The following is a 12,339-nucleotide window of genomic DNA, read 5'->3' on the forward strand; positions in this document are numbered from 1 at the left end:
CGTCAAGCCGGATGCATGACCTCAGTCTGCCCCACCCGTCAACGCAATTCGGCCTCGTCGGCGGCGGCGCGACCGGACTCCCAGCCTTCGAGGCTGTCGATGCGGCTGCCGCGGGCCCGGACCGTACGCGGGAACGCCTTTCGCATCACCTCGCGAACCTGGATGTCCCGGTTGCGCAGCACCGGCAGCAGGTCGCTGTGCTGTTCGATCTCGTGCCGGGTGGCCTGCGAGAGGCGCTCGCCGATGCGGATCGCGTACGCCACCAGGAAGCTGCGGCGGAACGCCTTGATCCGGGCCTTGCCCTTGGCCGGCTCGTCGCGGGCCATCGCCCGGTTGGCCTGCACCAGCAGGGACGTGTAGAGCAGTTCGACGCCGTCGATGTCGGCGTCGTAGCCGAAGATCGTGGAGAAGCCGAGCTCGGGCGACCACACCGTGTGGCAGTGGTTGGCCCGCGCCACCGCGTCCAGCAGGGAGGCTTTTTCGCTTTCGTACGGATGGTCGACCCCGATGCGCCGCGCGAACGGCACCACTTCGGCGCGCCCGGCCGTGGTCAGCGCCTCCTCGATGCTGTGCCGGGCGATCAGCTCCTGCGCCTTGGCCGAGTACGCCTCCGCCTCGGCCGGGAAGTCCGTCGCCTCCGCCTTGGCCAGCAACGCCCGTACCCGATCAAGCATCCTGTTGTCTGATTTGTGCGACAGGTCGGCCACGGTGCCCGGCGGCGGGATCAGCACCTCGATCGACGGCAGTTGCCGCAGCGAGGTGAGCAGGCCGATCGACGCGTCCAGCAGGGTGATCCGATCGGGCCGGCGGCCGGCCTCGGGCAGCGACGACGCCTGCGCCGTCCAGCGCGGATCGACCTCGGAGAATCGGGCCGCGTAGGCGAGGGCGGCCGTGGCGACCATGCCCGCTTTGACCGGATCGCCCAGGCGGGCGACGACCCGGTACAGCTCGGCCGGCTGCCATCCGCCCCGGAAAAGACGGTCGAAGGCGTCGTTCAGCGCCCCGCGAAGGGCCGCGTCCACCTCGCCCGCCGGCGCCACGGTCAGCGCGTCGAGACCCGCCTCGTACCCGATCGCCCCGCTGACCACCTCACGGACGACGTCCTCCACTGACACACCGACGACGGTACCCACGACGACGGGGAGGGCCGTGATCGGCCCTCCCCGAAGTGACACGCGGTGATACCAGGCAAAACTCAGACGTCGAGGTCACTCTCGATGCGCTTGAGCTGATGCCGGGCCATGGCCAGGTTCGAGCGGTCACGGCGCAGGGCCACGTACAGGAACAGCCCCTTGCCGGCCCGGCTCGTCAACGGCCGGATCAGGTGATACTGCGTATCCAGGGTGATGAGGATGTCCTCGATCTTCTCCGTGATGTTGAGCATCTCCATCGCCCGGAGCTTGGCCCGCACCACATCCGTGTTGCCGGCCGCGGCGACCGTCAGGTCGAGCTCCTTGCCGCCGCCGACCGTGCCGAGGGCCATGCCGCTCGTGTGGTCGACCAGCGCGACGCCGAAGGCGCCGTCGATTTCCATGATTTCCTTGAGTGCGGTGTCCATGTCGCCCATGGATGGGTCCTCCGTTGCGGTGGGATGGCGGGCCGCCACCCGGCGGCGCCGTTCGGTCGCGGCGGATGCCGCGTTTCTCAACCCGCCGCCTGCCGACGACGAGCGTTGGTCGTGAGGGTGGACAAGGGGCTGCGCCGGGTCAGCGCCGCCGGTCCGGCCTGCTGCGGAATCTCCGGGCGCTGCTGCGGCTTGGTCTCCAACTTCAAGATCCGGACCAGTCGCCGTACGCATCGCCGGGCCTCCAGATGCACCATGGCCAGGTTCGCGTCGCCCGAGGTGACCACCGTGAGCAGGGCGGTCGGTCCGGCGGTGTACGAGGTGATGTAGCCCCGATCGCATTCGACCACCGACTCGCGCAGGTCACCGTGGTTCACCGCGTGCGCGAACCGGCGGGCCAGCGCCAGGTGGGCGGCGGCCAGCGCCGCGATGCTGTCCGGTTCGATGCCGTGCGCGTCGTGCGCGATCACCAGCCCGTCGGTGGAGGCCAGGACGCTGCCGGACAACTCCGCCACGCGGCCTCTCAGGCGGTCGAGCTCTTCGAGCACCGCCGGATCCACCGTCATCCTCGGCCTCTCTTTCTGCGAGCGGGGGTGCGCGTGTCACCGCAAGGCTCGCAATGCCGTACGGATGCGCTTGAGCAGGACTTCATCGGTGCCGGGATGTACCGGTGGGGGCGGTTCGCCGGCGACTTCCTTGGGCAGCTTCGCCCCGGGTTTGCGCCGGGCGAGGCGGGGCGGCGAGAGCGAGTTGCGCGGCGGCTCCGCCGGCGGCGGCGGTTCCATCGGGCGCGGCGGCGGTTCCACCGGGCGCGGCGGTGGTTCCATCGGGCGCGGCGGCGGTTCCGGCACGGGCACCGCCGCCCGGGTGCCGCTCACCACCGGCACGGTCGGCGCCTCGTCCGCTTTGACGACGGGACGTTTGATGTCGACCGCGGTGCCGCGCGCCCGGGGCAGCCGGACCAGGTCCGGCGTCTCCACCGGCCGTACCTCCGGAAGCTCCAGAAGTCCCAGCGCGGCCATCCGGCGCAGCTCCTGGATCGTCGCGTAGCCGGCCTTGCCGAGCAGCAGGGCCAGGTCGGCCGGCGTGCGCTGACCGTCCGCGTTGACCAGCAGCTCCCACTGCAGGGCGGTGATCGCCACCCGCTCGCGGGGCAGGCGCGACACCGGGATGACCGGCGCCGTGTCCACCCGCGCGTCCGGGAAGATCTCGTCGAGCAGGCGCACCCGCCGGCGTACCTCCCGGGTTATCGCACCCGGGTCGATGTGGGCGACCGGGCCGAGCCAGTGGGTCGCCCCCGGCAGGAAGTCGATCGGCGCCTCCGGCGCCGACAGGGTGAAGTACGCCGCGTCGTACGTCGCCCCGAGCACGCACAGCTCCAGCTCGCCCTGGGTGAGATGGCCCTGCTCGACCAGCAGCCGGCCGACCCGGGCGGTGGAGGTGCCCAGGTCGAGCGCGTTCTGCCAGGTCCGGCCGGCCAGTCGGCCGGACGCCGTGAGCAGTTCGCCGACGCCGGGCGCGGCCGGCGACTCGGCGTAGATGACCCGCCCCTCGAGGACGTAGACCGCGCCGCCCGGGTGGCCACCGACCACCAGGGTGCCGGTCTGCCGCTCGCCAGTGACCTGCGTGAGCAGGCGTGACGGGGCGGCCGTCCGCGAGGTTGTCACCTTTTCCCCTTTTGCATCGTTACGTAGCTACGAGTTCGTCGGCGAGGGTCTGCATGCGGCGGCGGGCCACCGCGAGGTTCCCCTGAACCCGGTCGAGCCAGAGGTAGAGGACGAGCCGGCTGTCGAAGTCGGTCTGCACCGGCCGCAACAGGTGATAACCGCCGGCGGTCGTGATGATCAGGTCTTCGAGCAGGTCGTGCGGAAGGGCCGAGACGTAGAGCGATCGGGTCGTCGCGGCCTGCACGACGTCCGCGGTGCCCGCCGCCGCGGCCTCGTGGTCGTTGTTGGGTGCGGCTCCCGTCGTCGCGACCGGGAACCCCGTGGTGTAGTCGACGATGCTGGCGCCGACCGCGCCAGGAATCGCCATGGCCTCCTGTAGACAGTGGTCGACGCCGGGCACTTCTCTCCTCAGCGCTGTGCTGCTGCCGCCGCCGGGCCGTGCCTCGTTGCCGCGGCCACCGGCGAGCCCTCGGGTCGGTGGCGGCAGAACGTCTCACGCCGTCACCGTGGGCCATCCTCCGGCGACCCCTCGGCGACCAGTCGCACCCCGTGTGCGTCATGGTCGTTGGCTTCGCGGCGCTCGCCGGGTGCGCGTAACATGATCGCCACTTTTCGATAAAGGAGGCGCCATATGGCGTTGCAGTGGGAGCAGATCGTGGTAGACGCCCAGGACGCCGGGCGTCTGGCGCGGTGGTGGGCGGAAGCCCTCGGCGGCTGGGTCATCGTGACCGACCAGCCCGACGAGGTGGAGATCCGCAAGAGCCCCGACCAGCTTCCCGGACTGCTGTTCACGCCGGTGCCCGAGGCCAAGACGGTCAAGAACCGTCTCCACATCGATCTGCGCCCGGACGACCAGGAAGCCGAGGTCGAGCGCCTGATCGACATGGGCGCCCGGCACGCCGACATCGGCCAGAGCAACGTGAGCTGGGTCGTGCTGGCCGACCCCGAGGGCAACGAGTTCTGCGTCCTGTCGTCGAAGCGGCCCCACTAATCTTGAGGACATGACGGCGTTCGACGCCCAGCGGTTCGTCGCTGAGCCGGCCAAGGACAGCGGCTACGGGCGTACCCCGTTCCAGCGCGACCGGGCGCGGGTGCTGCACTCCGCGGGCTTCCGCCGGCTCGCGGCCAAGACCCAGGTGCACACGGCCGGCTCCGACGACTTTCTGCGCACCCGGCTGACCCACTCGCTGGAGGTCGCGCAGATCTCCCGGGAGATGGGCGAACGGCTCGGCTGCGACCCCGACGTGGTCGACGTCGCCGGCCTGGCCCACGACCTCGGCCACCCGCCGTTCGGGCACAACGGCGAACACGCCCTGCACGCCGTGGCCGAGCCGTGCGGCGGCTTCGAGGGCAACGCACAGACCCTGCGCGTGCTGACCCGGCTCGAGGCCAAGGTGCCCGGCGCCGGCCTCAACCTGACCCGGGCGTCGCTCGACGCCAGCTGCAAATATCCCTGGCCGCGGGAGCCGGGACGACGGAAGTTCGGGGTGTACGAGGACGACCGCGCCGTCTTCGACTGGGCCCGTCCGGCCGAGCTGGGCGAGCGGCGCTGCCTCGAGGCCCAGGTCATGGACTGGGCCGACGACGTCGCCTACTCCGTGCACGACGTCGAGGACGGCGTACACGGCGGCTACCTGGCGCTGCGCCCCCTGCTGGCCGACCCGGCCGAACGGGCCGCGCTCTGCGCCGACGTCGCGGCCACCTACTCCGACGACAGCCCCGACGAGCTGGCCGGCGCCCTCGAGGAGCTGCTGGCCGACCCGGTGGTGACCGAGGTCGCCGGATACGACGGCACCTACCGGGCCCAGGTCGCCCTCAAACGGATGACCAGCGTCCTGACCGGCCGCTTCGTCGCCGCGGCGGTCGGCGCCACGCAGAGCCGGTACGGCGTCGACAAGGTCCGCCGGTACGACGCCGACCTCATCGTGCCGCGCACGGTGCGTAATCAGTGCGCGCTGCTGAAGGGCATGGCATTGCGGTACGTGATGCGGGCCCGGGCCGCCGAGTCCTGGTACGAGGAGCAACGGACGATCTTGATTGAGCTGGTGCAGGCGCTGACCCGTACGCCGCAAGCCCTTGACCCGGTCTTTCGCCCTCTCTATGAGCAAGCCGACAGTGACGCGGCGGCGTTGCGGGTAGTGATCGACCAGGTGGCGTCGCTCACCGATCCGGCCGCCGTGGCCTGGCACCGGACCCTGGTGGCGGCCCACGCCTGACGCGAGGCAGGATGTATGCCGTGGCGGGCAGGGTCAAGGACGAGGACATCGCGCTGGTCCGCGACCGGACCTCGATCGCGGACATCATCAGCGAGTCGGTAACACTGCGCCCGGCCGGCGGCGGCAACCTCAAGGGCCTGTGCCCTTTCCACGACGAGAAGACCCCGTCGTTCACCGTCGCGCCCGCTCGCGGTGTCTACTACTGCCACGGGTGTGGGCAGGGTGGCGACGCCATCAAGTTCCTGATGGACGCGGAGCACCTGTCGTTCATCGAGTCGATCGAGCGGCTGGCCGGGCGGGCCGGCATCCAGCTGCGGTACGAGACCGACGACTCGCGGCCGTCCGGGCCGCGGCCGCAGGCCGGGCAGAAGCAGCGGCTGCTGGCGGCTCATGTGGCGGCGGCCGAGTTCTATCAGGGGCAGCTCTCCACGCCGGGGGCGCGCAAGGCCCGGGAATTCCTCGCGCAGCGCGGCTTCGGGCGGGACGCGGCCGAGAAGTACGGGTGTGGGTTCGCGCCGGACACCTGGGACTCGCTCGCCAAGCATCTGCGGCAGAAGGGCTTCACCGCCGAGGAGCTGAACACGGCCGGCCTGACCAAGCCGGCCCGGTCCGGTTCGCTGATCGACCGGTTCCGCGGGCGGCTGCTGTGGCCGATCAAGGATCTGTCCGGCGACGTGATCGGGTTCGGCGCGCGGAAGCTGTTCGATTCCGACGACGGGCCGAAATACCTGAACACGCCCGAGACGCCGCTCTACAAGAAGTCGCACGTGCTCTACGGCATCGACCAGGCCAAGCGTGAGATGGCCAAGCGCGGCCGGGCGGTGATCGTCGAGGGCTACACCGACGTCATGGCCTGCCACGAGGCCGGCGAGCCGACCGCCGTGGCCACCTGCGGCACGTCGTTCGGCGTCGATCACATCGGGGTGCTGCGGCGGCTGCTGCTCGACAGCGACAGCGTGGTCGGCGAGATCATCTACACGTTCGACGGGGACGCGGCCGGCCAGAAGGCGGCGCTGCGGGCGTTCGAGGAGGATCAGCGGTTCGTCGGGCGTACGTTCATCGCGGTCAGCCCGGACAACATGGACCCGTGCGAGCTGCGCCTGGCCCGGGGCGATCTCGCGGTGCGCGACATGATCGCCGGGCGGGAGCCGCTGGTCGACTTCGCGTTGCGGCACACGATCCGGCGCTTCGATCTGGACACGGTCGAGGGCCGGGTCGAGGCGATGCGCCGCGCGGCTCCTCTGGTCGCCAAGATCAAAGACCGGGAGATGAGGCCTGAGTACGCCCGTAAGCTCGCGGCCGATCTCGGCATGGACCTCGAGCCCGTGCAGCGCGCGGTGAACTCGGCCCTGCGCGGCGCCTCGGATCAGCCCGCGCCCCGGATGAAGGCGGCCCCCGACTCGCCGCAACGGCTGGTCGAGCGGGAGTCGCTGAAGCTGGCCCTGCAGGAGCCGGTGATGGCCGGCCCGATGTTCGACTCGCTGGGCGCCGAGAACTACGCCGATCCGGTCTACGCGGCGATCCGTTCGGCGGTGACCGCGGCCGGCGGCGCGTCCTCGGCCTCGTCCGGCGGCGTGGTCTGGATCGAGAAGGTCCGGGACAGCTGCGACGACCTGGCCGGGCAGGGCCTGATCTCCGAGCTGGCGGTGGAGCCGTTGCGCGTGGACGGGGTCGTCGACCCGCGCTACGTGCAGATCACCCTGGCCCGGTTGCAGGTCGGCTATGTGACCACCCGGATCCGGGACCTCAAGTCCAAGGTGCAGCGGCTCAACCCGGTCGCGCACAAGGACGAGTACCTGGCTCTCGCGGGGGAGCTCTTCTCGCTCGAACAGCAGGCGCGGGCCCTGCGTGACCAGGCGGCAGGTGCATTGTGAGCTTGTTTCGGCGGCGTCCCTCGCTTCCCGCGGCGCTCAAGCCGGCGCTGGACGCCGAGGAACGGGTGGTGGCCTGGGCCGCTGTGGAGCCGGAGCACGCGGTGGTGGTCACCAACCACGGCCTGTGGCTGCCGCCGGGCGAGAGGCTGGGCTGGCACGAGATCCACAAGGCGGCCTGGTCCGGCCGTGAGCTGCGGATCACCCCGGCCGAGGTGGCCGAGGAGCGGGACGGCTACACGGTGATGGCCGACGGGCCGGTGCGGGCCTTCCTGCTGCTCGACCCGGGCCAGGTTCCCGACCAGGTACGCATGCGCGTGTCGAAGTCGGTGGCCTACACCAATCACCACCCCGTGCAGGTGTCGACCAACCGCCCCGACAAGCCGTTCCTGGTCGGCGGCGTGCGGATCGTGGCGCGGCGGGTGAGCGGGCGGGACGGCCTGTCGTGGACGGTCCGCTACGACGCGGGCACCCCGGCCTCGCACGCCACCGTGATCGACGTGACCGGCACCTTGGTCTCGGCCGCCCAGGAGGCCATGGCCGGCCCGGAGTGAGGATTTCTGTCGTACCCCCGCCCTAGGGTCCAGGGTGTGACTTCCCTCATTCGCGCGCGTGGTCTGGTCAAGCGGTTCGGCGACTTCACGGCGGTCGACGGCATCGACGTCGACGTGCGGCGGGGCGAGGCCTTCGGCTTCCTCGGCCCGAACGGTGCGGGCAAGAGCTCCACCATGCGCATGATCGGCTGTGTGTCGCCGCCGACCGGCGGGGTGCTCGAAATCCTCGGGCTCGACCCGGTGCGCGACGGCCCGCGGATCCGGGCCAAGCTCGGCGTCTGCCCCCAGCTCGACAACCTCGACATCGAGCTGACCGTGCGGGAAAACCTGACGACGTACGCCCGTTTCTTCGGCATCCCGCGCCGGACGGCCCGCCGCCGCGCCGACGAGTTGCTGGAGTTCGTCCAGCTCGGTGAGCGGGCCGACAGCAAGGTGGAACCGCTGTCGGGCGGCATGAAACGCCGGCTGACGATCGCGCGGGCGCTGGTCAACGAGCCCGAGATCGTGCTGCTCGACGAGCCGACCACCGGCCTCGACCCGCAGGCCCGCCACCTGGTGTGGGAGCGGCTGTTCCGGCTCAAGCAGCAGGGCGTGACGCTGGTGCTGACCACCCACTACATGGACGAGGCGGAGCAGCTCTGCGACCGCCTGGTGGTGATGGACGGCGGCCGGATCGCCGCGTCGGGTTCCCCGCGCGAGCTGATCTCGGAGTATTCGACGCGCGAGGTGGTCGAGCTCCGGTTCAACGCCGAGTCCCAGGAGCCCTATGCGTCCAAGCTCGAGGGCGTCGGTGAACGCTTGGAGGTGCTGCCCGACCGGGTCCTGCTCTACGTCGCCGACGGCGACGCGGCCGTGGCGGAGGTGAACCGGCGCTCGCTGAGCCCGGCCAGCGTGCTGGTGCGCCGCAGCAGCCTGGAGGACGTCTTCCTGCACCTCACCGGCCGGACGCTGGTCGACTGATGCTGGCCGTCTTCGAATATCACCTGGTCAACTACCGGCGTACGTGGCGGGGGAGCGCGCTGTCGTCGCTGGTGCTGCCGCTGTTGACGATGCTCGGGTTCGGGGTGGGCGTCGGGTCGTACGTGACCGGCGGCGTCGAGGGCGTGTCGTACCTCGACTGGATCGTGCCCGGCCTGATCGCCTCGACCGCGATGCAGACGGCGATCGGCGAGTCGACGTGGCCGGTGCTGAGCGCCTTCGAGTGGCTGAAGACGTACTTCGCGCAGGCGGCGGCGCCGCTGCGGGTGACCGACATCCTCGGCGGCCATCTGGCCTTCATGCTGTTCCGGGTGCTGATCAGCGCCGCCGCGTTCCTGGCGATCGCCGGGGCCTTCGGCACGCTGCACTCGTGGTGGTCGCCGGTGGCGCTGGTCGTGGCGGTGCTCGTCGGCCTGTCGGTGGCCGCGCCGACGGCGGCCTATGCCGCGACCATCACCAGCGACAGCTACCTGGCGATCCTGCTGCGTTTCGCGGTGCTGCCGATGTCGCTGTTCTCCGGTGTCTTCTTCCCGGTCGAGTCGCTGCCGGTGGTGTTGCGCTGGATCGCGTACGCGCTGCCGCTCTGGCACGGCGTGGACCTCTCGCGCGACGCCATCCTCGGCCTGAACCCGGGGTGGCTGGGCCTGGTCCACGCCGCCTACCTGATCGCCTGGTGCGCCGCCGGCTGCTGGCTGGCCCATCGCCGCTACCGCCGAAGGCTGGTGATCTGACGTGGTGACACGGCTTCTCCTGTCGCCCGGCATGGGCCGGCGCTCGTTGTCGGTGACCGAGCGGAACGTGGCCACGCTGCGCTCGGCCTACTGGATCGTGATGGTGTCCGGTTTCCTGGAACCGGTGCTTTATCTCTTCTCGATCGGGGTGGGCGTCGGTGGCCTGATCGGCGACATCACGCTGCCCGGCGGCGAGGTGGTCGGCTACGCGGCGTTCGTGGCGCCGGCCATGCTGGCCGCGTCGGCGATGACCGGGGCGCTGTCCGAGACCACCTTCAACTTCTTCGGGAAGATGAAGTTCATGCGGCTGTACGAGGGGATCCTCGCCACGCCGGTCCGGCCGATCGAGATCGCGCTCGGTGAGCTGCTGTGGGCGATGGTCCGCGGCGCGCTGTACTCGGCCGCCTTCCTGGTGATCATGGTGGCGCTCGATCTGACCACCGGGCCCCGCGCGCTGCTCATGTTCCCGGCCACGATCCTGGTCGGCTTCGCCTTCGGCGGGCTGGGCATGGCCGTCTCGACCGTGATCCGCAGCTGGCAGGACTTCGACCTGATCGCCTCGGGCCAGTTCGCCCTGTTCCTGTTCTCCGGCACGTTCGTTCCGCTCGCCGCCTACCCGGCGGCGTTGCGCTGGCTGGTCGAGGTCACCCCGCTGTACCGCTCGGTCCACCTGATCCGCGCCCTGAGCACCGGAACCGCCGGCTGGCCCCAGCTCCTCGACGTCCTCTACCTGCTGGCCCTGCTCGCCGCGGGCCTGACTGTGGCCGGCCGCCGTATGTCCCGCCAGCTCTGCCAGTAGAATCCATTGTGGATTCGCACGGTGATCGATACGCTACGGCGGGCGATGGCTGGATCTTGGAGGTTGCATGCGCAATACCGCTGGGCGATCGCTGTGGCGACCCGTCAGACGGGCTCTGACTGTTCTCTGTGTCGCTCTCCTCGGGCTGGCGTCGATGGCCGCCCCGGCCCAGGCCCGCTACGGGGGGGGTGAATTGCAAACAGTGGGGCGCCCAGGTGACCGTGGATGCGATCAACCTGTGTCTGCAAACCAGAGCGGATTATGTAGAGGCGCCGCCTATTCAGGCGCATTTCACCTACAAGATCTGGGTAACGATCGGGCCAAGCGCCACTACCGCCGACACCTGCACGGTTACGGGGTGGGCAACCTTCAGGAGCAGCAGCGCGACGTGGAATTCGCCCAAGCAGCTCCGGGGGTGTAGCGCGGCCCTCCGCACCGGGACTGTTTACGACATGGCGATCATGTCCACCGATACGACCGCCACCTATTTCGCGCCGCATGGCTGTATAACCCTGGACTGGGACAGCGGCGAACGCTGGCAGCAGTGTTACAGCGGCGAGGGCGTCAGAGCCAACTGACGTCGCGTGCCCCGGGCGGCCGTTTGGTTGCGCCGGGGCAACTTCCGACCGGGTGAAGGTGGTTAAGCCCGGCTGGTGGCGGGCATCACTGTTGCAGGTCGCGCCGAAGCGGCCGTGCGCTACAGCGATGCCCGCGCCTGGAGGTACGGCGATGAAGCTTTTTCACAAGCACGATGAGGATGAGGCGACCGCCGCGTCGGTGAAGGACGGGCACGGGGAGGCCGCGAACGCGCGGGCCGGCCGGGACGACGCGGAGTCGGCGTCGGCGCGCAGTAAAGGCGCGCGCGACTACGACGTGGCGACCACGCGGACGGGTGAGGATCGGGACAACGACCTCAGCGCCGTGCCGCCGGAGGCCGGGCCGGACAGCCCGGCCGAGCTCAAGGGCAAGGGCCTTTTCGCGGCGGTCAAGCGCACCATCAAGCAGTTCTCCGAGGACAACATCTCCGACTGGGCGGCCGCGCTGACCTACTACGGGGTGCTGTCCATCTTCCCGGGGGCCGTGGTGCTGGTGTCGATCCTCGGCATGCTCAGCAGCGACGGCAAGGCGACCGTGACGCAGACGATCGACGACATCTCGGGCGGCAACACGCAGATCAAGGATCTCGTCAACACCGTGCTCAACCAGGTCGGCGACAGCGGCACGGCCAGCTTCGCGGCGATCTTCGGTCTCGTCCTGGCCTTCTGGTCGGCGTCGGGCTACATCGCCGCTTTCATGCGGGCGTCCAACGCCGTCTACGACGTGCCCGAGGGCCGGCCGATCTGGAAGACCCTGCCGATCCGGGTCGGCGTCACCGCCGTCATCGGCCTGATGCTGATCGTCTCGGCCTTCATCGTGGTCTTCACCGGTGACCTGTCGCGGGTCGTCGGCGAGAAGATCGGGCTGGGCGACGCGGCCGTGATGACCTGGAACATCGCCAAGTGGCCGGTGCTGGTGCTTCTGGTCAGCCTGATGTTCGCCATCCTCTACTGGGCCTCGCCGAACGCCAAGACCGGCGGTTTCCGCTGGATCAGCCCGGGTGGCATCTTCGCCGTGGTGCTGTGGCTGGTCGCCTCCGGCGCGTTCGCGATCTACCTGGGCAACTTCGCCAACTACGACAAGACCTACGGCGCCCTGGGCGGTGTCATCGCCTTCCTGGTCTGGCTCTGGATCTCGAACATCGCGATCCTGCTCGGCGCCGAGCTCGACGCCGAGCTGGAGCGGGGCCGGGCCATCGCCGCCGGGCACGACCCGTCGGACGAGCCGTTCCTCGAGCTGCGCGACGACCGCAAGCTCAAGAAGGGCAGCGAACAGGGTCTCAGCACCAGCTGATCTTGCGAACCAACGGAGCGCCGGGCCGGAAAGCCCGGCGCTTTTCGCGTCCCCGAGCGAGCCCACTTT

The 12,339-nt window shown here is 70.2% G+C and carries 14 protein-coding genes; 9 read left to right on the plus strand and 5 right to left on the minus strand.

Annotated features, from left to right (window positions below):
• Positions 1-38: 38 nt before the first annotated feature.
• The 5 genes from AB0C26_RS25010 to AB0C26_RS25030 form a co-directional block, all read right to left on the minus strand.
• Entirely contained in the window at positions 39-1,115 is a 1,077-nt protein-coding gene (locus tag AB0C26_RS25010; RefSeq protein ID WP_360252008.1) for a DUF2786 domain-containing protein, read from the minus strand.
• Positions 1,116-1,195: 80 nt separating this feature from the next.
• Positions 1,196-1,567 (minus strand): hypothetical protein, encoded by a 372-nt coding sequence (locus AB0C26_RS25015; protein WP_360252011.1) that lies wholly within the window; start codon positions 1,565-1,567, stop codon positions 1,196-1,198.
• Positions 1,568-1,644: 77 nt separating this feature from the next.
• Complete coding sequence (locus AB0C26_RS25020; RefSeq protein WP_360252014.1) at positions 1,645-2,130, minus strand: roadblock/LC7 domain-containing protein; 486 nt, start codon at positions 2,128-2,130, stop codon at positions 1,645-1,647.
• Between the two features lie 36 nt (positions 2,131-2,166).
• Complete coding sequence (locus AB0C26_RS25025) at positions 2,167-3,231, minus strand: DUF4388 domain-containing protein (RefSeq protein WP_360252017.1); 1,065 nt, start codon at positions 3,229-3,231, stop codon at positions 2,167-2,169.
• Positions 3,232-3,250: 19 nt separating this feature from the next.
• A complete protein-coding gene (locus AB0C26_RS25030) occupies positions 3,251-3,598 on the minus strand; it encodes a hypothetical protein (protein ID WP_360252020.1) in 348 nt (115 codons plus the stop codon).
• Between the two features lie 264 nt (positions 3,599-3,862).
• Between AB0C26_RS25030 and AB0C26_RS25035 the strand changes: the two genes are divergently transcribed.
• The 9 genes from AB0C26_RS25035 (at position 3,863) to AB0C26_RS25075 (ending at position 12,270) form a co-directional block, all read left to right on the plus strand.
• Positions 3,863-4,222: a VOC family protein gene (locus AB0C26_RS25035; RefSeq protein ID WP_360252023.1), complete on the plus strand. Its 360-nt coding sequence runs from the start codon at positions 3,863-3,865 to the stop codon at positions 4,220-4,222.
• Between the two features lie 10 nt (positions 4,223-4,232).
• Complete coding sequence (locus tag AB0C26_RS25040) at positions 4,233-5,447, plus strand: deoxyguanosinetriphosphate triphosphohydrolase (RefSeq protein ID WP_360252026.1); 1,215 nt, start codon at positions 4,233-4,235, stop codon at positions 5,445-5,447.
• 11 nt (positions 5,448-5,458) lie between these two features.
• Positions 5,459-7,321: a DNA primase gene (dnaG, locus tag AB0C26_RS25045; protein WP_360252029.1), complete on the plus strand. Its 1,863-nt coding sequence runs from the start codon at positions 5,459-5,461 to the stop codon at positions 7,319-7,321.
• The gene (locus tag AB0C26_RS25050) at positions 7,318-7,872 is read left to right on the plus strand and encodes a hypothetical protein (protein ID WP_360252032.1); all 555 of its coding nucleotides are present in this window, start codon (positions 7,318-7,320) and stop codon (positions 7,870-7,872) included. The genes dnaG and AB0C26_RS25050 overlap by 4 nt, the downstream gene beginning before the upstream one ends.
• Positions 7,873-7,908: 36 nt before the next feature.
• Positions 7,909-8,832 (plus strand): ABC transporter ATP-binding protein, encoded by a 924-nt coding sequence (locus AB0C26_RS25055; RefSeq protein ID WP_360252035.1) that lies wholly within the window; start codon positions 7,909-7,911, stop codon positions 8,830-8,832.
• Entirely contained in the window at positions 8,832-9,581 is a 750-nt protein-coding gene (locus AB0C26_RS25060; protein ID WP_360252038.1) for an ABC transporter permease, read from the plus strand. Before AB0C26_RS25055 ends, AB0C26_RS25060 begins: the two co-directional genes overlap by 1 nt.
• Positions 9,582-9,612: 31 nt before the next feature.
• Positions 9,613-10,380 carry an ABC transporter permease gene (locus tag AB0C26_RS25065; RefSeq protein WP_360253135.1) on the plus strand — a complete coding sequence of 256 codons (768 nt, stop codon included), beginning with the start codon at positions 9,613-9,615 and terminating at the stop codon, positions 10,378-10,380.
• A 215-nt stretch (positions 10,381-10,595) separates the two neighbouring features.
• On the plus strand, positions 10,596-10,958 hold the full coding sequence (locus tag AB0C26_RS25070) for a hypothetical protein (RefSeq protein ID WP_360252041.1): 363 nt from the start codon (positions 10,596-10,598) through the stop codon (positions 10,956-10,958).
• A gap of 151 nt (positions 10,959-11,109) precedes the next feature.
• Complete coding sequence (locus AB0C26_RS25075) at positions 11,110-12,270, plus strand: YihY/virulence factor BrkB family protein (protein ID WP_360252044.1); 1,161 nt, start codon at positions 11,110-11,112, stop codon at positions 12,268-12,270.
• The last annotated feature ends 69 nt before the right edge of the window (positions 12,271-12,339 follow it).

Source organism: Actinoplanes sp. NPDC048796, from assembly GCF_040650035.1.
Classification (GTDB): domain Bacteria; phylum Actinomycetota; class Actinomycetes; order Mycobacteriales; family Micromonosporaceae; genus Actinoplanes.